This is a genomic window from Staphylococcus sp. NAM3COL9 (genome assembly GCF_001431205.1).
Classification (GTDB): domain Bacteria; phylum Bacillota; class Bacilli; order Staphylococcales; family Staphylococcaceae; genus Staphylococcus.
The window spans coordinates 620,143-641,687 of the sequence record NZ_LGPC01000016.1 but is presented as its reverse complement, the minus strand read 5'-3'; the positions used below and the strand labels follow the sequence as shown (position 1 = coordinate 641,687).

Here is a 21,545-nt window from a genome sequence, read left to right as displayed (position 1 = left end):
TATATTTTTTATTATTAAATTGAATGATTATACGTCTGCTAATTCTTGCTCAATAACTTCTACAACTTGATTGCTATCTGTTGCCTTAGCAATGGTTTCAAGTATTTGATCATTTTGGAAAATGCCCATCAATTTTTGTAGTAATGATAGTTGAGCATCCTCTTTATCCATTGCGAGCATAAAGATTAATTTTACATCCGTTGTTTCTTCAACTTCGCCCATGATGACGAAGGGTACGGTTTCTTTAAGGACAGCCACACCGATTGATTTTGAATTCACGTGCTGAATATCTGTGTGTGGAATGGCTACAGAACAATATACTGTAGGTAACCCTGTAGCAAATGACTGTTCTCTTTCGATAACTGCATCCTTGTATGATGCTTTTACGTAACCATTGTCATGCATTAATTCGGCTAATTGACTCAATACATCTTCCTTTGATGTGGCCTCTAAACCAATGACAACATTCGAGGCATCAACTGTTAAACCTTCCATATGACGCAACCCCTTTGCTTTAGTCTATTTTTGAGAATTGTTTAATCGTTTCAAATATTTGTGATTTTGAATCTGTTTGTATAATGATTTGCATACTTTCATTATCTTGTGCTAAATCTCGTAACTGTAATAGGGGTCTTAAATGTTTGAATTTATCTGTTGCTGCGATAACCACAAAGACATGTACATTAAGTCCTGTGCTTAGCGTCAATGGTGCATCTAATACCAACATACTCATAGACGTGCGGTTTACATTTTGTTCGTTCTCAGCATGTGGTATGGCGATGTTTTGATTGATAACCATATAAGTATCGTCAAAAGATTGAATCATCGAATCGATGTAATTTGCATCTATATAGCTTTGGCTAGAAAGTGGTTCAGCTGTCAGTCGAATTGCTTCTTCCAAATTCGAAACATGAGAGGCAAATTGAATATGGTGTAACGGCAACAAATCTTGTAAATTCAAATGACCATTTAACGAAATTGAAGACGATTTGATTGAAGCATATGCATGAAGATCATCAAATTGGTTTTTAATTTCATTAAGTAAAGCGTCTTCGTTATGAATGTCAGCATACTCACGTATCATGGCTAGCATCTTTTCAGCGTGTATGTCTGTCTCAAAACTATTATTGAGTTGACCGAATACATACTGACGCAGATCGTGTTTTTCTTTGGCAGTTAATATAGCTTTTGTGATATATAATCTTTTGTGTGTCATCACGTGCATCGGTGAAAAGACAATATCAAAGTCTAGCGTATACTGGTTAAATTCACGTAGTGATAATGCATCTAAGAATATAAATTCTGGAAACACACTCCGCAATTCTTGTAACATGAGTTGAGAGATTGAAGTACCTTGTGTACAAACCACAACAGCTTTCACCTTTTTGTCGATGTCTTCATCTTGCCTTCTTAAAATACCGCCAATGAGTATGGTTAGATATGCGATTTCATTATCAGGTAATGGTTGGTTAAAGAACTTTTCCATAGGTTTAGAAGAGAGTTTAACAAGATGAAATAATTCTTTGTAATCATCTTTCAGATTATTCTGTAAACTATCGACATCAGATAACTCATATCTAATTCTGTAAAAAGCGGGCTTCATATGAAACAACAATTGGTTAACCAATGTTTCACGATCTTCAAAGGTAATAAAAGTGATTTTCTCAAATTGATCAAGCATGCTTTGTAGTGCAGTTTTTAATTCTGGTAAAACGCTCACATCATCTAATTCCGACCATTGCACACTGGTTGATAGGAGCTGCAATGTTATAAATAATTTCTCTTGGCGAGGAATATCAGGATAGTTTGAAGTAAGTATTTCAGTTGCTTGATACTCCTCAGTGTCGGAAAGGTCATCGTATCCAATTGAAAAAGGTGAGATGATCTTATCGTGCTGAATTCTTCTCATGATGAAGTAGAGTTTGTAGCGTAATGTCTCAGTACTTTGATCAATAAAATTATTCTCTAAATATTGTTCGATTTTGTTGATTTGAATATCGATGATTTGAAGTTTCTCTTCTTGCAAAGCTAAACTTGTTAAAATATCATCTTTTGAAATATTTAAAGTGAATACTTTATCAATTAAGCGTGTTAAAATCCTTCTAATTTCAAACTCATTACCGACTAAATAATAACCCTCCTGCCTTGAATATTTCAGAGTGACATCATATGGTTCTAGTAATAATTTTAATTTTTTCAAATCATTTAATACTGTGTTCTTACTTACTTTTAAATCAATTGAAAAGTGATTTAATGACAATGTTTCATCTTCTCTAAACAACATCAGTAAAATGAGATGCGCGCGTTGGTAAGCAGTATATACTTGCTCATCTTCCTGTGGAATAGGTTCAATAGATACATTAAGAAAATTTTTGATTATATCATGAACGATGAAGAATCCTTGGCTTGTGCGCTCAATCGTTGGGCAATCTTGTTCAGTTAACCATTCATTGATTTTTTGGATTCGATAGCCAAGTTGTCTGCGAGACATGTTGAACATTACTTCTAAGTCTTTGCCTTTAATTTTTGGATTTTTAATCATTTCGCTAATGATATTAAAGTTTTCTGCTTGTATTTTGAACCCCTCCCTTGTTGTTGACTCTAATTTAGCACAGCTCATCAAAGAGTTGTACACTCATTAGACACAAATGCGTTTCTGTTTTATGTACATCATTGTGATTAGCATGAGAAAAAGCACTTACCACCGTATTTGGAATGATAAGTGCTTATCGTATAATATTTTAATTATTTCATTCTTAATTCATTGATTATAAGATATGAAAGTTAAAGAGAGAAACTATATTATCTTTACTGAATGATTTTCTAGGATACTTTTCCATTCGTCACCCAATTTAGTATCTGTCACGATATAGTCGATATTGGATAAGTGACCAAAGCTTATTAAACTATTGCCATCAAATTTAGAAGCGTCAATTGCCAAAATAACTTGTTTGGCTTTATTGATCATGAGTTCTTTAATGTGAGATTCGTATTCATTAGAATCCGTGATGATGCCATCTTTAGACAAGGCTTTACAGCTTAAAATAGCATAATCTGTATGAAATTTATTAATTGATTCTGTCGTTTGAGGACCAACTAATGCAGATGAATGTTTTAATAATTTGCCACCTGTTGAGTTGATTTCCATAGATGTTTGATTTAGTTCATATAGTGCGTTTACGGCATTTGTTATGATATGAATTCTTTTATTGGAAATAGCAAAACGCTTTAATGCTTCATTTATTGTAGAACTGGAATCAGCAAATAAGCTTGTATCATTTTGTATAAATTGATCAATTTTTTTAGCAATAATGACTTTGCTATCTTTATTGCGCGTATGTCTCACTGAATAAGGCAGTTCTTCAGTTTTGATTAGTTTTGCGCCACCATAATTCCGTTCTACGATACCTTCTTTTTCCAATTTTTCTAAATCTCGACGAATTGTTTCTTCTGAAACATTAAATTCAGAAGCTAATTTATTCACATAAACAACATTGTTTAAATAGAGATGATTTAGTAGTGACTTTCTTCTTTCAAATGGCTTCATAATAAATTTCTCCTAAATATATATTGTCATCATTATAGCATAAAACCGCTTTTAATCTCACAAAAAAAGACTTAAACCAACACATAAACCACATTAATTATAAAAAATATGTTGTTTTATGTTGATTTATGTGGATTGTTTGATTATAATCATAACCAAAGAGGTGATAAGTTGAAGCATTATATAGCTGTTGATATTGGTGCGTCTAGTGGTAGAGCCATCTTAGCAAATATCGATAATAACCAGATTAAAACACAAGAAATCAATCGTTTCGCCAATGGTTTCACAACACAAAATCAACAAGAAGTGTGGGATGTTGACTATTTATTTGAAGAAATTATTGTTTCTCTGAAAAAAGCTAAAGCTATGGGCATCACAGAGTGTTATTTAAGTATAGATACGTGGGGCATAGACTATCTTTTTTTAGACCGAGAAGGGAAGCGCTTACAAAATGCCGTTTCATATAGAGATTCAAGAACGGATACAACGATGGATAAATTATTCATCGTTGTATCCAAGTACGATATTTTTCAAAAAACTGGAATTCAATTTTTAACTTTTAATACAATTTATCAGTTGTTTGAAGAGACACACGCATTAAAAGATCAAGCACATGAGATTTTGCTTATTCCTGATTATTTAAATTATTTACTTACCAATGAGAAAAGAAATGAAATTACCAATTTAAGTACAACACAATTACTCTCAGTGCATGATCATTCATTAGATCAAGAGTTGCTAACATCAATAGGAATAGATAAGGAACAATTTTCAAACACAATTGAACCTGGCACATACATAGGCGAAATCAATGCAGACTTAAACATCCAGGATGATTTACCTATGACACATGTTTATGCCACAGCATCGCATGATACCGCATCAGCTGTTTTAGGTTCTGTTGGAGATGCATTTAAAAAATGGGCTTTTTTATCAAGTGGGACTTGGTCATTAATAGGTAAAGAATTAGAAATCCCAATCGTAACTGAAAAAGCATTAGAACTTGGATATTCTAATGAACGCGGTATGAATCATACCTATCGCTTCTTAAAAAATATTATAGGTATGTGGATTATACAGCGGATACGAAAAGATTGGCCCGAAAATTATACATTTCCTGAAATGGTAGAGGAAGCAAAGCAAAATCAAGACTTTAAAGTTTATATCGATTTTAATGATCAACGCTTTATTAATCCTGACTGTATGGTGGATGAAATTAAAAATTACTGTATTCAGACGAACCAAACAGTGCCACAAACATTAGGTGAAATTGTGCAAAGTGTCTATATGAACCTAGCAATAATTTATGCAATTTCCATAGAAGAGTTAAACGAAATAACAAAAGAACCAATCAAAGTAATCAATATTGTTGGCGGTGGTTCCAACAATGACTATTTAAATGAACTTACGGCCTTGTATACAAATTGCGACGTCATTGTGGGGCCAACGGAAGCGACAATTTATGGGAATTTGGCAGCAACAATGATTGGCACAGGTGAGTTTGAAAATATTCAAGAAGCTAGAACGGTAATTAAGCGTTCTACAGATACGAAAAAGATAGGCAAATCGGAGTTAAAGCATATGGCAAATCAAGATATAAAGACATTCAAGGGGGTTACTCATTATGAGTACGTATAATAAGCAAGCATTTGAAGCAGCAAAAACACAATATGAAGCATTAGGCGTTGATGTAGAAAAAGCTTTAACTAAATTAAAAGATATTAAAATTTCCATTCATTGTTGGCAAGGGGATGATGTAGAAGGGTTTCTTTTTAACCAAGAATTATCAGGAGGTATATCAGTCACTGGTAATCATCCAGGTAAAGCAAGCAATGGAGCAGAACTCAGAAGTGATTTAGAAGAAGCATTAAAGCATATTCCAGGAAAACATAAAATTAATCTACATGGTATTTATGCCGAATCTGAAGAAGCAATCGATTTAGATGAAATAGAGCCAAAGCATTTTGAAAAGTGGGTTCGTTGGGCAAAAGAGAATGAATTGGGATTAGATTTTAACCCAACATGCTTCAGTCATGAGAAGTCAGAAGATGGCTTTACATTAGCGCATCCGGATAAATCAATTAGAGACTTTTGGATAGAACATTGTAAGAAATCTAGAAAAATCGGTGAATATTTTGGTAAAGAACTCGGACAGCCCTCAACAACGAATATTTGGGTGCCGGACGGTTATAAAGACACGCCAGTAGATCGTTTAACACCTAGGAAACGTTTGATGGAGAGTTTGGATGAAATTTTTAAAGAAGAAATAGATGAAAGGTACAATATCGATACATTAGAAAGTAAATTGTTTGGTATTGGTTCTGAAAGTTATGTTGTGGGTTCTCATGAATTTTATATGGGTTATGCCTTAACAAGAAATAAACAAATATTACTAGACGCCGGACATTATCATCCAACAGAAGTAGTGTCTAACAAATTATCGGCACTCAATTTATTTACAAAAGGTTTAAGTTTACATGTTTCTAGACCAGTAAGATGGGATAGCGATCACGTTGTTACATTGGATGACGAATTGAATGAAATAGCTAAAGAACTCATTTATAACGATTTACTCAAGAGTACAACAGTTGGTTTAGATTTCTTTGACGCATCTATTAATAGAGTGGTTGCATGGGTTATTGGTACTAGAAATATGCAAAAAGCATTCCTTAAAGCGTTATTAGATCCTATTAATGAATTAAAAGAAGTTGAACAGAGTGGTGACTTTACAAGACGTTTAGCGTTACAAGAAGAAATGAAGATGTATCCGTTTGGCGCGATATGGAATGAATTTTGTAGCAGAAACGATGCTGAACCAGGATTGGATTGGTATGAGCCGATTAAAAAATACGAAGAAAATATTTTACAGGAAAGAGGAATTTAATTGGAAAACTTTGTAGATTCTCCCGCGGTTAAAGAATTATCTAAGATTACACATTTAATGTATCACAAAGGTTGGGACGAACGTAACGGAGGCAACATATCTTGGATATTAGATGCTCCCAAGGTTCAACCGTATTTATCAGAAGACGGCAGAAATATTAGAAACGTAAGTCTGCCATTTGAGGTGCTTCCATTAGCGGACAAATATATTCTTGTCACTGGTACAGGAAAATACTTCAAAAATATTATAGACGATCCACAAGATGCATTAGGTTTAATTAAAATTGCAGCAGATGGTAAAAGCTATAACATTTTATGGGGCTTTGTGAACGATGCAGTAGCAACAAGTGAATTGCCAACTCATTTAATGAATCATATCCAACGTTTAGAAGTTGATGCTACACACCGCGTTATTATGCATTGTCACGCCACACACACGATTGCGATGACGTATACGCATGAATTAGATGAAAAGGCGTTTACGAAAACATTATGGAAAATGTGTACGGAATGTCTTGTTGTATTTCCAGATGCAATTGGTATTATCCCTTGGGTGGTACCTGGAACAGAACGAATAGGGCAACTCACTTCAGAAAAAATGAAACAGCAAAGATCTGTTATTTGGCCATTTCATGGTGTATTAGGAGCTGGTCATGATTTAGACGAAGTGTTTGGTCTGATTGAAACCATTGAAAAAGCAGCTGAAGTATATACGTATGCGCAAGCACAAGGTGGTATTAAACAAACGATTTCGGATGAGAATTTATGGGAGTTAGCTCAAGGATTTAATGTTGAACCTAAAGAAGGTTACTTAGAGGTTGAGGTGAGATAGATGACGCGAATCGCAACGGTGATGTATGTCAATGAAGATTCTTATGATGCATATAAACATAGACATGATGCACTATGGCCTGAAACGAAACAGTTATTAAAAGAGAGCGGTGTGCATGACTACAGTATTTTTCTAAATGAAGACACTGGAGAGTTATTTTCAGTACTTGATGTTAAAGATAAAACAGCATATGACAGTATGGCACAAAATCCGATTTGTCGGAAATGGTGGGACTACATGGCCGATATTATGCAAGTGAATGAAGATAACAGTCCTAAATCAACTGAATTGAGAGAGATGTTCTATTTGAAATAAACGAAAAATGGGGATGAGGTTATGAGTTTAAAACCTAAAAAGACAAATGGCTGGCTTGCAACAATTGCAGTTGCGATGGCCAATTATATAGAAGCGGGTTCAATTATTGCAGCGGCGAGTAGTTTATCACTCTGGCAAGCATATTTAAACATTGATAATTGGCAGATGGGGTTACTGAGTGCATTAAGTGCGAACGCGTTAGGTGCAGCAATTGGTGCATTAATCGGTGGTCCATTAACAGATAAATTAGGTAGAAAATTTATCTTTAAATACGATCTATTATTGTACATGGTAGGTATTTTAATTATCATGTTTTCTGTTAATTTATCAATGTTACTCACAGGTACAATCATTGTTGGTATAGCTGTAGGTATAGGGGTACCTGTAGCTTGGACATATATTGCAGAAGAAGCGCCAGAAAAAGAAAGAGCAAAACGTGTAGGAACTGCACAATTAGCATGGTCTATTGGACCAGCAATTACTTTTACTTTAGCAGTTATGTTAGCGCCATTAGGATTATTAGGCTCAAGATTAATTTTTCTACATTTGTTTATCATTGCGGGTGTTACGTGGTGGATTAGACAAGGTATGGAAGAATCTAAAATTTGGGAAGAAGAGAAGGAAAAAGAACAAAGAGAAGCTTCATTTAATGTTAAAAAGACATCAGCTTTTAAAGAATTATTTACTAACCCAGTAAATCTAAAAGCAATGTTATTACTCATAGGAATTTATTTATTCTGGAATTTAACGTCTGGGGCAATGGGATACTTTATGCCCTTCATTTATGAAAGCGTGGGTGGTCTGAGCGGTGCCCAAGCCAACATTTTACAAGCGATTTTATGGTTGTGTACAGTGATTACGACTTACTTTGGATTTATGAAATTAGGGGACCGTATCAGTCAAAGGTTATTATTTAGTATTGGTGCAACGATGGGAATTGTAGCTTGGATTATATTGACCTTTGCACCAATGAACTGGATATCATTGATTTTATTTGTTTTATTGTGGGGGTCAGCAGCTGGTATAGGTGCCCAAGCCTTTTATGCATTATGGACAAGCGAACTATTTCCAACACGCTATCGTGCAGGAGCACAAGGTTTGATGTACTTCATAGTACGAGTAGGAATCTCAGTATATACATTTGCGTTGCCTACAATGTTAGCATCACTTGGATTCAAAATTACTGGAATAATTATGATTTTATTTTTAGTTATTCACGCAGTCATTGGCATTGTACTCACACCTAAGACACAAGGTAAGACTTTAGAACAGATTGAGCGTGAAAGATATGGAAAAAGTGCAAATAGTAGCTTAAGTATTACACCAGAAACAAATACTATGATTCATGAAGGGGAGAGTAAAATATGATAAATATTAAAGATTATATTAACGGTTCATTTGTTGAAAAAAACATGGAAGACGCAATTGATGTGAAAAATCCCGCAACAGAAGAAATAATTGCAAAATTACACAAGGGTTCAGAACAAGATACTAAAGAAGCTATCGAATATGCAGATAAAGCCCAAATTAAATGGAGTGAACTGCCAGCAATTGAACGAGGCAACTACCTTAAAAAAATTGCAGCCGGTATTCGAGAACGTAGTGAAGAAATTACCAAAGTGATTATGCAAGAAGGCGGTAAAACATATGATTTAGCGAAAACGGAAGCATTTTTTACAGCAGATTATATAGATTATATGGCAGAATGGGCAAGAAGATATGAAGGGGAAATCATACAGAGTGATCGTAAGAAGGAACATATTCTAATGTACAAAAAAGCACTGGGTGTAACAACAGGTATTTTGCCATGGAACTTCCCATTCTTCTTAATTGCACGCAAAACAGCGCCAGCACTTATTACTGGAAATACAATTGTAATTAAACCTTCAGAAGAAACGCCTATAAATGCCCAAATATTCGCTGAGATCTTAGATTCAATTGGCTTACCACTTGGCGTGTTTAATTTAGTGAATGGTGAAGGTAGTGTGGTAGGTAATGAGCTTGCGAGTAATAGTAAAGTCGCACTCGTTTCTATTACTGGTAGTGTCTCAGCAGGTAAAAAAGTAATGGAAGCTGCAAGTAAAAATGTAACTAAAATTAATTTAGAATTGGGTGGTAAAGCACCGGCAATTGTCTTAGAAGATGCTAATTTAGATAAAGCAGTTCAATATATTATAGATTCTCGTATTATTAATACGGGTCAAGTGTGTAACTGTGCTGAACGAGTGTATGTACATTCCAATATAAGTGAAAAATTCACACAACGATTAGTTCAAAAAATGAGCGAAGTTCGTTTTGGTAATACGTTAGAACATAATTACGACATGGGTCCTTTAATTAATAAGCAGGCTCAAGAGCGTGTGCATAACCATGTTAAAAAAGCTGAAGCACAAGGTGGCGTAATTAAATGTGGTGGAGAAATACCTAAGCAACAAGGTTACTTCTATCCAGCTACAATCATCACAAATTGTGAAAATAGTATGGATATTGTTCAAGAAGAAGTCTTTGGACCCGTGTTGCCAATTGTTGAATTTGATGCTTTTGAAGAAGCAATTGAATTAGCAAATGACAGTAAGTACGGCTTAACATCTTCTATCTATACAGAGCATATCCAAAAAGCATTTACAGCAGTAGAAAAATTAGAATTCGGTGAAACATATATAAATAGAGAAAACTTTGAAGCAATTCAAGGTTTCCATGCAGGCGTAAAACAATCAGGTATTGGTGGAGCAGACGGTAAGCATGGCTTAGAAGAATATTTAAGAACACATATCGTATATATGCAGTTAGATGAATAAATAATTTACAACCGAGCCTGTTTATAGGGAGTCTTGTGGGAGCGGGATAGGAAATCAAATTTTTATTTCCTATCCCGCTCCCGTTTTAATTATACGAACTTTAAAGCAACACATATATTCGCCATATAAAAGTGCGATGTAGAATAAGCGAGACTAAGTAATAATGATGAAAAATTACTATAAATTTTTCAAATCATTTCATTTTACATTGACATATAATCGTCAAAATTTCATAATGGTAGTTATATATATAAGAAATCTAAATATTCGCAAAACTAAGTTTGGAATGATGACTATCAACGAAGTGAAAAATTTATGTAAAACGCATACAAGTTTAACACCACAGGCTACACAACATATCGTAGAAGTATCTGATCATTTACAAATGATTGCTGATTTAAATAGGGCGAATGTGTTTATTGATTGTCCTACTAAAAAAGAGCGAGAAGTTATAGTAGTAGCGGAGGCCATACCTACAAATGACGAGGGTTTATATCAAGGTTCAGTCATTGGTGAAAATGTGTATGAAAAATTTGAACCCGCTGTATTCCAAGTATTGGAAGGAGATGATTTTGCACAACATCGTGCAATCACTCAAGAAGGTAAAGTCGTAGAACAAAGTGTTACACCAATTAAATTGGAAGATGTCATTGTTGGTACGTTGATTATGGAAATAGATGTGAGCAACAAAGTAATGGAAGAAAAACGATTAAGAGCTTTGACCCAAGCGACAACAACATTAAGTGACATCGTCTCACAAAATAGTGATAACCCAATTTTTGTACCGGATATGATTGAAGAAAGTTTGTTTGATTTAGACAATGCGTTAGACGTCCGCTACTATAATTTAGCTGGTGAGACAATGGTTAGAGATTTAGTGGACATTGATTGTGAAGCGGGATTGAATTTCGTGACATTATTTCCGAGCATTAAAGACATGCTTACAGATGGCCGTGTTATTACAATTGAAGAACGTGAGCTTAAAGGACACTACTTTCAAGTGAAATGTATTCAGTTACTTGAAGAAGGCGTAATGACAGGTCATTTAATACTGTTGAAAGACATTACGGATTTGAAAGAAAAGGAACGCGAACTCATTTCTAAATCTGTAGCAATTAGAGAAGTACATCATCGTGTGAAGAATAATTTACAGACGGTAGCAAGTTTATTGCGTTTACAGATGAGACGCGGTTTGCCAAATGGTAGTGAAAAATATTTCCAAGAAAGTTTAAATCGTATTCTAAGTATCGCATCTGTATATGAAGTCATTCTAGATGAATCATCGACAGATACGGTGAATATCGATAAATTGATTAAAAAGATAGGTAACATGGTCGTTTATAACGAATCATCGAATAAAACCTTACATATCACATATCAGACAGGTGAACATATTAATTTAGTATCTAATATTGCAGTCTCAGTCGCATTGATTGCGAATGAATTAATTACGAACTGTTTAACACATGCATTCAACAATCAGACAGAGGGTATCATAAGCGTAACGCTAACTTACGATACTGACTCGGATACCGTAAAGCTTGAAGTTCAAGATACGGGTGAAGAAGAGAGTGCTTTTCAACCATCATTTGGTTTGAAAATTGTTACTACTATAGCAGAAAATGATTTGGAAGGCACGTTTAACATTGGCCGTAATTCAATTGGAACAATAGGTAAAGTTGAATTTCAACACAAAGGGGTGGATTGAGATGAAATCTATTATGGTAGTTGAAGATGAAGCGATTGTCCGAATGGATATAGTAGAAATGCTTGGGGAAGCAAACTACAATGTCGTCGCAGAAGTGGGTAATGGAGAAAAAGCAATTGAAGCTGCAGATCAATTTCGGCCAGATTTAATTGTCATGGATATTAAAATGCCGAAGTTAAATGGTTTAAAAGCTAGTAAAATTATTGGCAAGAAACATGATATTCCGATACTTATCCTGACAGCATATAGTCATTGTGAGTATGTTGAAGAAGCTAAGCAACAAAATATCGTAGGTTATATCATTAAACCTATATCTGAGTCCCAATTATTACCAGCTATTGAAATTGCAATGTCACAATCTGATAGTATGGGTAAACTTAAGCAAGAAGTGAGCGATACACATTTGCAAATGGAACATCGAAAACGTATAGAAAAGGCAAAAGGCTTACTAATGAGGCAACTTTATTTAACCGAAGAAGCAGCTTATCAAAAGCTTAGGAGAAATAGTATGGATAACCAGATAGCTATTGAAAAAGAAGCTTCGGCAATCATTAAACAATTGGGGTAACAGCATTACAATACAAGTGAATATAATCAAGCAAAGGTGCTTATTTGAATTAATCAAATAGGCCCCTTTTGTTTTTTATAGCTCATAAAATGGGAGGAACTATTTTGGAACATATTGGTACAGTGATTATTTACATTATTATGGTATGTGCAGTGTTAGGTGCTTTTGGTGCTATTCGGAATGCGAATGAAGGTATAGGGAAGGAATTTATGGAAGGTATCTATACCATCGGACCTATCTTTGCGAACTCAGCAGGTATTATGGCTTCTATTCCATTTATATCGCAGTTTATAGAGAAATTCTTTGGACCACTTTTTGATAAAATTGGTGCGGATCCCGCTATAGCTGCAACATCAATACTTGCGACAGATATGGGGGGATATCAACTCGCAGATGTATTAAAGGATAGCTATGAAGGTTGGATTATGGCAATGATTGTTGGTTTTATGGCTGGTGCCACAATCGTGTTCACAATTCCACTTGGTCTACCAATGCTTGATAAGCGTGATCATAAATACATGGCTTTAGGTATTCTATCAGGTTTGTTGGCCATTCCTTTTGGTGTATTTATTTCCACGGTAATTATTTTATTCAGTCATACAAAAATACGTACAGTTATTGATACAACGAGTGCAGCAACACATGTTTTCCAAATTAGCTTATCCACTGTGTTCATCAACTTATTACCGTTAATTATTTTTGTAGTAGTAACAGCGATTGGACTGTATTTCTTCTCAGATATTATGATTAAAATCTTTATTATCTTTGGTAAAATACTAGATTCTTGTATTAAATTGGTCTTTGTATTTTCTGTAGTAGAAATATTTACAGGATTATTCACAACAGTGTTTGGAGTCTGGGGCTTCGATCCAATTATGGCAGATAGTGAAGATAATTTTAGGGCGTTAGAGAATGCAGGGAATATTGCTATCATGTTATCGGGTGCATTCCCAATGGTGTACCTAATACGTAAGTACTTCTCTAAAGGCCTGCATAGTGTTGGTAGTAAAGTAGGGCTCAGTGAAGTAGGTAGTGCTGGGTTTATCGCTACGATTGCTAATATCCTAGCAATGCTCAAGTTAGTAAGAGATATGCCACCTAAAGATAAAGTGTTGAATATCGCATTCGGTGTCTGTAGTGCATTCTTATTAGGTGATCACTTGTCATATACGGCAAATTTCCAACCGACGCTCATACCAGCCGTATTAATTGGTAAATTGAGTGCGGGTGTTATAGCAATATGCTTTGCTTACATTCTATGTATACCGAAAGCGAGGAAATTGGAAGCAATTGATAGACGTGCAGGCATCATTGGAGAGCATGAATATTTGGATAAATAAACTGAAAAAACAGGGTTGGCACTGAGGTGCCAACCCTGTTTTTATGTGTTGCAGTACATATTGGGTAAATATACTTACAATGTTATTAAACTAAATGCCATATATAATAGAAGAAACACGTCATGATATTTATTTAGAACACAGTAAAAGGGAGCGGAAATACAAAATCAAAATGTAGAATTTGATTTTGTATTCTCGCTCCCACAAGGGTGATTAGCTATCTGATCGCTACTGCTTATATAAATGTGGAGACTGAGACATTTATTAGAAGTAGTTTGCAGTGATACCACCGTCTACATTCATGTTTGCACCGTTTGTCCAATCTGACTCCTCTGATGCTAAGTATAATGCGGCGTTTACAATATCTTCAGGTTTGCCAAATCTACCAGTAGGTTGTCTATTTAATCTCGCATTTTTAGCTTCTTCATCTGCAACTAACCATTCCATTAATAAAGGTGTTTCAATCGGACCAGGGCTGATTGCATTTGTGCGAATCCCTTTAGGACGGAATTGAATTGCTAATGATTTCGTTAAAGATACGACCGCACCTTTTGAAGCGGTGTAAGCATCTTGGGGTACTGAACAACCCATTTCAGCTACAAATGAAGCTATATTTATGATAGAACCAGAGTTGTTTTTTTCCATTTCAGGAATCACATATTTCGTCATAAAGAAAATCCCTTTAACATTAATATTCATCACTAAGTCCCATACATCTTCGCTTGTATTGACGACAGAGTTATCTGCTTCTGGCATGACGCCAGCATTATTATATAAAACATCGATTTTTCCATAAGCTTCAACTGTATCAGCAACTGCATTTTTAACATTGACTTCATTGGCAATATCCACTTTGAAAAAAGAAGCTTCTCCGCCGCTATCTTTGATTGCCTTTACAGTCGCTTGACCGGCTTGTTCATCTCTTTCGAATACCGCGATTTTACCGCCTTCATTTGCAAACATTTGTGAAGCTACTTTACCCATGCCACCGCCAGCACCTGTAATAATACATACTTTGTCTTGTAATCTCATAATCGTTTTCCTCCTCAGTAGTATATTTAGCTTTGTTCGAAGTAACGCGAACGTTCCCAAGTTGTTACGAAAGAATCGAAGTCATTTTGCTCTGATTGTGCAGCTTCTAAATAATGATTCGCGACATCTTCACCAAGGACTTTAGTTACAACATCACTATTTTTCCAAGTTAAGATTGCCTCGTGTAACGATGATGGAATACGGTCGATATTATCTTGTTCATAAGCATTACCAACGAGCTCTTCAGTAAGTTCGATTTTATTTTCGATACCATATAAACCTGCACCAATTAAAGCAGAGTAAGCTAAGTATGGATTCATATCTGCACCTGAAATACGTGATTCAAAGCGTAATGCGTTTTGTTCACCTACAACGCGGTAACCGGCAGAACGATTGTCTTGGCTCCATGCAATACTTACCGGTGCCCATGAGTTAGGTGCAAAACGTTTATAAGAGTTTACGTAAGGTGCAAACATTAATGAAAAATCTCTCGTAAATTTAATGATACCTGCTAAGAAATGTTTCATCGTTTCAGATTTTGGTTCTTTTGCATCATCACCTGCATAGAAAGCATTTGTTTTTGTGCCTTTTTTCATCATACTTAAATGAATATGACCACTTGAACCTGTCCATGCTTCGTAAGGTTTAGCCATGAATGTTACGGATTTGTCATTTTGAATACAGATTTCTTTCATACCATGTTTGAACATAATATGTTGATCGGCAGCATCTAAGGCGTCTGAGTATTTTAAGTTGATTTCGTGTTGCCCTTTATACGCTTCACCTTTTGAAGATTCGATAGTAATGCCCATTAAGTGCATTTGGTTTCTTATTTCTTGATAAATTGGCTCATTCTTACTACCTTGTAGCAAGTTATAATCTTCATTTAAATGGCCGGCAGCTTCTAAATTGTCATATCCTTGTTTTGAAATATCTTCAAATGAATTATTGAATAAGTAGAATTCAAGTTCACTTGCCATATGTGGTGACAAGCCTTGTGCTTCTGCTTTATCAATTTGTTGTTTTAGAATGTTACGTGGTGCAATTGCAATCGGTTCACTGCCATCTACAGCATACACATCACAAAAGACCATCGCAGTATGCTCTAACCAAGGCACAACTTTTAGCGTATTCAAGTCAGGTACAGCTAAATAATCACCATAACCTTTGTCCCAGTTCATAAATTCAAAATTATCGTTCGTATCCATTTCAAAGTTTGTACCTAATAAGTAGTTACAAAAATGTGTACCATCAGATATATCATTTTCTAAAATGAAATCCCCCGTAATTCGTTTCCCCATTAAACGGCCTTGCATATCACAAAAGCCCATGATGAGTGTATCTATATCGTCAGATTTAACTAATTCAAGCAATTGTTCCTTTGTAATATCTCCAGTTACTTTTTTGCCTTTAATATTGTTATTCATATATGACAACCCCTTATTAGTTTATTTAAGTAAAGATAATGAAATATATTTCAATTCTAAGAACCCGTCTAATCCAAAGTGACTGCCTTCACGACCCATACCACTTTCTTTAATACCACCAAATGGTGCTTGAGGCACACTTAATTGAGTACCGTTGACACCAATCATGCCAAACTCCAGTTTTTCACTAATTTTATAAACCGTATTGATATTATTTGAAAAGAAGTAAGCGGCTAAACCATATGGTGAAGCATTTGCAATATCAATCGCTTCATCTTCGTCTTCGAATGTAATAATCGGTGCGACAGGGCCAAATATTTCTTCTTGTGCAATAGCCATTGTTCGCTCCACACCTGTAATGACAGTAGGTTGATAGAAGAGCGCTGATGTAGCAATGTCAGCTTTATCTCCACCAGTTTCAACTTGAGCACCTTCTTTGATAGCATCAGCAACTAAGTGTTCAACTTTATCAATCGCTTTTTGATTAATCAGTGGTCCTACTTGAGTATCCTCTTGATCACCAGGACCAACTTTAATTGTTTTTACACGTTTGATAATTTTCTGTGTCATCTCTGCTTTAACATCTTTGTGTACAAGTACAACGTTGATGCCATTACACATTTGACCACTATTTTCGAACTTGTTATCAACGATAGCGTCTGCAGCATTATCTAAATCGGCATCAGGTAACACAATTGCTGGTGCATTGCCCCCGAGTTCGAGTGAGATGCGTTTGACTTGATCAGAAGCTTTGCTCATCAATTTCTTACCAATTGGTGTTGAGCCTGTGAATGACATTTTTCTAACACGTTTGTCCTCGAACAATTTGTCTGATATTAGTGAAGAACTACCAGTAACAATATTTGCTACCCCTTTATCAATGCCAGTTGCCATTAATTCATCGAAAATGGCAATTGCAATTCTTGGTGTTTCACTTGATGGTTTGACGATTACAGTACATCCAGCAGCTAATGCAGGTGCAACTTTACGTGCAACCATTGCGCCAGGAAAATTCCATGGGGTAATCAAGCCACAAACGCCTACAGGTTGTTTCGTGACTGAGATGCGTTGATTATCTGATGAAGGTGGAATGACTTCACCATAAATACGTTTGCCTTCTTCAGCAAACCAACGAATGAATTTTGCACAAACTCCGACTTCACCAAAAGCTTCTGCGTAAGGTTTGCCTTGTTCTTCACTCATAATCGTTGCGAGCTCTTCTTGTTTATTTAATAAATTAGCTGCCCATTGTTCTAAATAACCTTGTCTTGTTTCAGCAGTATAATTCGACCATGTTTCAAAAGCAGTGGTCGCACTATCAATTGCTTGTTGTACGATTTCTTCAGTTACACTTGGTACTTTGCCAATGGTATTTCCATTTGCCGGGTTAACGATGTCGATGGTATGGTCTGTTTCAACTGTTTCACCGTTTACCCAGTTATAATTTAAATTACGCGTCATATAATCTCCCCTTAATATGCAAAAAGACGCCTATATACTCAATTTTGTTGATTGAGATATAAGCGCCTTTGCTTAGTTGTTATTCACTTGGAAAAACTAAAAGTAAAATTCTGAAACCCTTTTCAATTTCGTGTTAAACAAATATTACTAAAATTTTTGAATCTTGTCAATATTCAGATAATGTACTATACTTTGCACAAATAAGCATAGGGGGTAGATTGAATGGGCAAAACGTTGGATTTATTACAAAAACTAATTACTTTTGATAGCTCTGATCAAGAAGTTGCAAATGAAACCATTGATTATTGTAAAGAGTGGTTGGAAGAACAAGGACTCAAACCTGAAATTATAACTAACAATGATTATAAGATGCTTATTTGTAATGTAGGGGAAGGTAGTAAGCGACTCATTCTAAATGGACATGTTGATGTGGTAAGCGGTAAAGAAGCACAATTTGAACCTGAAATTAAAGATGGCAAAATTTATGGACGCGGTTCTGCGGACATGAAAGCAGGTGTCGCTTCATTTATGGTTGCAATGACTGAACTTAAAGATGCTGATCTAGGTGATACAAGTGTTCAACTTCAATTAGTCACAGACGAGGAAATTGGTGGCCATAATTGTTCTGCTTATCTAACAGATCAAGGCTATTTAGGTGATTTTGTGATTTGTGCTGAACCGACTCAAATTGGAATTGGCTATCAATCTAAAGGACTTTTACAATTTGATATCCAATTCAATGGTGAGTCAGCACATGGTAGTAGACCCTGGGAAGGTGACAATGCCATTATAAAAGCATATGAAGTATACGAAAAAATAATTGACTTACCGTTTGCGAAACAATCAACAGATATCTTTGATGGCCCTTCAATCAATCTAGCTAAAATTTCTGGTGGTGAGGTTTACAACAAAGTACCAGATGCATGTATACTTTCCATTGATATTCGCTATTTACCTAATCAAGATAAAGATGACATTCTAGAACAAATTAAAGGTGTGACAGAGGATGAAATATCTGTGCATATGTCAGGTCCTAGTGTGAAAAATGAAATTGATAATCCTTATATTCAACAACTAGTAAAAGAAATCAAATCTGTAACTGGTGATAAAGAAGCTAATATTTTTGGACAACATGGCTTTGCTGATACAAGATACTTTTCAAGATTTGATGTACCAGCAATTGAATTCGGACCTTCTGGTGATGCGTGGCATGGTGATGGTGAATACGCCGTAGTAGAATCATTAGATCAATATAAAGATATCATTGTAGGTTTTGGAAAAACATTTAATTAGATGTAGGCAAGTGATTTAAATAGATATGAAAATATAAGCGAACGCTCAATTTTAATCATTGTACGTTCGCTTTTTTTTAGAGAGAATTAAAAGTGATTAAATTAAACCTAGCCATTGCCAGTAAGTGAAGCTAAATAATATGATGATTAAGTGACCAATGACAGTGATGGGGATACCTGTTTTCAAGAAAACTTTAACGGTAAATGTTTCCGTACCATATGCCAACATAGATTGTGGCGCACTCACAGGAAGTAAGAAGCCGAAGCTAATTACAAATTGTTGTATGAGTACAAAGCCTATAGACTGTTCTCCTAAATCTAAGGTCGTCGTAAGTGAAATGAATACTGGAATCAATGCAGAGGCCAAGCTTGTAGCACTTGCAAAACCTAAATGAATTAATATATTAAACAAATAAATTAAAGCAATCGTCATCACTAATGGATAGTGTTCGAGGCCGACAGGCCCAAAGGTTTGGTCACTTAACCATTGTGCAGCAGTTGTTTTTAATAACACATTACCTAAGGAGCAAATACAATAATCGTTCCCCAAGGAATACACGATTCAGCTTCTTTCCATGTCATAATACCGATTTTAGGGAGCAACATGATTGCTAGTGCTAATAAAATAATAGAAGATGAGTCAATCGGATGCAGCAATTTTTCTGTAGACCAAAGTAAAAGTGATGCAATTGAAATAGCGATGAGACGCCATTCTTTAGCAGTGACAGGGCCCATTTCATGTAATTGTTTTTTGATCAGTTGTTTGACTCCAGATATTTCGTTTACCTCAGGTGGTATTACTTTAAAATGCCTTTTGTTAAGCAGGAAATATAAAGAAAAGGATGAGAACCTACATTACAATAACTGAAAAAATTTCGTGTATTTTATAAAATGTTTAATTATAAAGAGACAGAGAATAATAGTGATATAGAGACAATGTGCTTGAATTTAAATAAATGATGATAAGGTGATTAAATGGATGTAAGGTTTCCAATAGGTGAATTAGAAATTCCAGATAAAGTAACATTAGATGATATTCAAAAATGGGCGAAAGCAATAGAAGGTTATACTGAACGCTTAAGAGAAACTGTAGACACGCTAGATGATGAAGCATTGAATGCAAAGTATCGTGCAGGGAGTTGGACAGTGCGTCAACTTGTACATCATATTGCTGACTCGCAATTAAATATGTATCAGCGTTTGAAGTTAGCGCTCACTGATAATAATCCAATAGTACCAGCGTTTATTCAAGATGAATGGGTAATGTTGCCAGATAACGATTTACCTATAGAAAGCTCGATTAAGATGCTAGAAGGTATGAATGAACGTATCGTAGCAATTGCTAATAATTTAAATGAAGCTCAATTAGCACAAACATTTACGCTAAAAGATAGTGGCGAAATAACCGTAGCTAAAAAAGTTGCAAAACTATCTTGGCATGAAGAACATCACTTAGCGCATATTAAAATAGCATTATCTAAATAGTAGTATCTAAAAAGCCGTTCAAATTATGAGGATTTGAATGGCTGTTTAATTTGATATCTAATTATTTTGCATGATTTCTAGTTAAATTGATATAAAATATCACCTAAAAAAGGTATAAATACGATTTCTAATAAATTGCAAATAGAAAAATAAAGTGGAATTGTACACAATCGACAAACAAATTACATAAGTATTACGTGTTTATATTTCGAAATAATCAGTTTATGGACGTTCATGAAAGCTTTTCGTTACTTTTTGCCATTAATTGTAACTTTTTCACTGTAATTTAGATGTAAAGAACATACGTATATTTTAATTTGACTGTAACCTACAAACATTTTATGGATGTTATAGTATTATTTGTGAGTTGGTTGAAGCAGTATATAATCTTTTAATTCAACAATTGAAATTCAACCATATAAAAAATAAAAATTATCTTTTGGGAGGATTTATTAATAATGAAAAAAACAGTAATCGCATCAACTTTAGCAGTAGGATTAGGCGTAACAGGAGCAGTAGCAGGAAATTCAGCTGACGCTGCAGAACAAAATGTAGACAAAGCACAATTAGCACAATTAGCTCAATCAAATCCAGGGCAATTAGATGAAGCACCTGTTCAAGATGGTTCATATAACATAGACTTTAATTATAACGGTACAGACTATAGCTTCGAATCAGATGGTACAAACTTTAGCTGGGGCTTTGGTGGAGGATCAACTGAAGGTTCAGCTGAGGCACCAGCACAACAAGAAGCACCAGCTGAACAAGCATCTGAGCCAGCACAACAAGAAGCACCAGCACAACAAGAAGCACCAAAAACTGAAGCAACGCAACAACCACAACAAGAGTCAACTTCT

At 35.1% G+C, this 21,545-nt stretch carries 17 protein-coding genes and 2 pseudogenes; 12 read left to right on the top strand and 7 right to left on the bottom strand.

The window, feature by feature from the left end; translation table 11 throughout:
• Nucleotides 1-27 precede the first annotated feature (27 nt).
• The 3 genes from ACA31_RS12605 to ACA31_RS12595 all read right to left on the bottom strand — a co-directional run bounded on the left by ACA31_RS12605 (nt 28) and on the right by ACA31_RS12595 (nt 3,547).
• Nucleotides 28-495: a PTS sugar transporter subunit IIA gene (locus ACA31_RS12605; RefSeq protein ID WP_057513666.1), complete on the bottom strand. Its 468-nt coding sequence runs from the start codon at nt 493-495 to the stop codon at nt 28-30.
• Between the two features lie 19 nt (nt 496-514).
• Nucleotides 515-2,542, bottom strand: coding sequence for a BglG family transcription antiterminator (locus tag ACA31_RS12600; protein WP_253721399.1), 2,028 nt, complete (start codon nt 2,540-2,542; stop codon nt 515-517).
• A 255-nt stretch (nt 2,543-2,797) separates the two neighbouring features.
• A complete protein-coding gene (locus ACA31_RS12595) occupies nt 2,798-3,547 on the bottom strand; it encodes a DeoR/GlpR family DNA-binding transcription regulator (protein WP_057513664.1) in 750 nt (249 codons plus the stop codon).
• A gap of 171 nt (nt 3,548-3,718) precedes the next feature.
• Between ACA31_RS12595 and ACA31_RS12590 the strand changes: the two genes are divergently transcribed.
• The 9 genes from ACA31_RS12590 (at nt 3,719) to eutH (ending at nt 13,991) form a co-directional block, all read left to right on the top strand.
• On the top strand, nt 3,719-5,185 hold the full coding sequence (locus ACA31_RS12590) for a rhamnulokinase (RefSeq protein WP_057513663.1): 1,467 nt from the start codon (nt 3,719-3,721) through the stop codon (nt 5,183-5,185).
• Entirely contained in the window at nt 5,172-6,431 is a 1,260-nt protein-coding gene (rhaA, locus tag ACA31_RS12585; RefSeq protein ID WP_082587081.1) for an L-rhamnose isomerase, read from the top strand. Before ACA31_RS12590 ends, rhaA begins: the two co-directional genes overlap by 14 nt.
• Nucleotides 6,432-7,262: a rhamnulose-1-phosphate aldolase gene (rhaD, locus tag ACA31_RS12580; protein ID WP_057513661.1), complete on the top strand. Its 831-nt coding sequence runs from the start codon at nt 6,432-6,434 to the stop codon at nt 7,260-7,262. It abuts the gene before it with no gap.
• On the top strand, nt 7,263-7,577 hold the full coding sequence (gene rhaM, locus ACA31_RS12575; protein ID WP_057513660.1) for an L-rhamnose mutarotase: 315 nt from the start codon (nt 7,263-7,265) through the stop codon (nt 7,575-7,577). It begins immediately after the preceding gene.
• A gap of 21 nt (nt 7,578-7,598) precedes the next feature.
• Nucleotides 7,599-8,945, top strand: coding sequence for an MFS transporter (locus ACA31_RS12570; protein WP_057513659.1), 1,347 nt, complete (start codon nt 7,599-7,601; stop codon nt 8,943-8,945).
• Nucleotides 8,942-10,375 carry an aldehyde dehydrogenase gene (gene aldA, locus ACA31_RS12565; protein WP_057513658.1) on the top strand — a complete coding sequence of 478 codons (1,434 nt, stop codon included), beginning with the start codon at nt 8,942-8,944 and terminating at the stop codon, nt 10,373-10,375. The genes ACA31_RS12570 and aldA overlap by 4 nt, the downstream gene beginning before the upstream one ends.
• A gap of 286 nt (nt 10,376-10,661) precedes the next feature.
• Nucleotides 10,662-12,083: a sensor histidine kinase gene (locus ACA31_RS12560; protein WP_253721398.1), complete on the top strand. Its 1,422-nt coding sequence runs from the start codon at nt 10,662-10,664 to the stop codon at nt 12,081-12,083.
• 1 nt (nt 12,084) lies between these two features.
• Complete coding sequence (locus tag ACA31_RS12555; RefSeq protein WP_057513657.1) at nt 12,085-12,651, top strand: ANTAR domain-containing response regulator; 567 nt, start codon at nt 12,085-12,087, stop codon at nt 12,649-12,651.
• 104 nt (nt 12,652-12,755) lie between these two features.
• Complete coding sequence (gene eutH / locus ACA31_RS12550; RefSeq protein ID WP_156393461.1) at nt 12,756-13,991, top strand: ethanolamine utilization protein EutH; 1,236 nt, start codon at nt 12,756-12,758, stop codon at nt 13,989-13,991.
• A 264-nt stretch (nt 13,992-14,255) separates the two neighbouring features.
• Here eutH and ACA31_RS12545 read toward each other — a convergent pair whose 3' ends face one another.
• Genes ACA31_RS12545 through ACA31_RS12535 form a run of 3 tightly spaced genes read right to left on the bottom strand, consistent with a single transcriptional unit; the run spans nt 14,256 to nt 17,911 of the window.
• On the bottom strand, nt 14,256-15,023 hold the full coding sequence (locus ACA31_RS12545; protein WP_057513656.1) for an SDR family NAD(P)-dependent oxidoreductase: 768 nt from the start codon (nt 15,021-15,023) through the stop codon (nt 14,256-14,258).
• A 26-nt stretch (nt 15,024-15,049) separates the two neighbouring features.
• Nucleotides 15,050-16,450 carry a glutamine synthetase family protein gene (locus ACA31_RS12540; protein ID WP_057513655.1) on the bottom strand — a complete coding sequence of 467 codons (1,401 nt, stop codon included), beginning with the start codon at nt 16,448-16,450 and terminating at the stop codon, nt 15,050-15,052.
• 21 nt (nt 16,451-16,471) lie between these two features.
• Entirely contained in the window at nt 16,472-17,911 is a 1,440-nt protein-coding gene (locus tag ACA31_RS12535; RefSeq protein ID WP_057513654.1) for an NAD-dependent succinate-semialdehyde dehydrogenase, read from the bottom strand.
• A gap of 222 nt (nt 17,912-18,133) precedes the next feature.
• On the opposite strand from ACA31_RS12535, the gene ACA31_RS12530 reads away from it, so the two are divergent.
• Nucleotides 18,134-19,204, top strand: coding sequence for a M20 family metallopeptidase (locus tag ACA31_RS12530; RefSeq protein ID WP_057513653.1), 1,071 nt, complete (start codon nt 18,134-18,136; stop codon nt 19,202-19,204).
• 96 nt (nt 19,205-19,300) lie between these two features.
• Here the strand turns inward: ACA31_RS12530 and ACA31_RS12525 are convergent.
• Nucleotides 19,301-20,046, bottom strand: a pseudogene (locus ACA31_RS12525) (SLC13 family permease); the annotation flags it as partial.
• 132 nt (nt 20,047-20,178) lie between these two features.
• Between ACA31_RS12525 and ACA31_RS12520 the strand changes: the two are divergent.
• Together ACA31_RS12520 and ACA31_RS12515 are read left to right on the top strand one after the other, a co-directional pair.
• A complete protein-coding gene (locus tag ACA31_RS12520; RefSeq protein WP_057513652.1) occupies nt 20,179-20,688 on the top strand; it encodes a YfiT family bacillithiol transferase in 510 nt (169 codons plus the stop codon).
• Nucleotides 20,689-21,146: 458 nt separating this feature from the next.
• A pseudogene (locus tag ACA31_RS12515) lies at nt 21,147-21,545 on the top strand (transglycosylase); the annotation flags it as partial.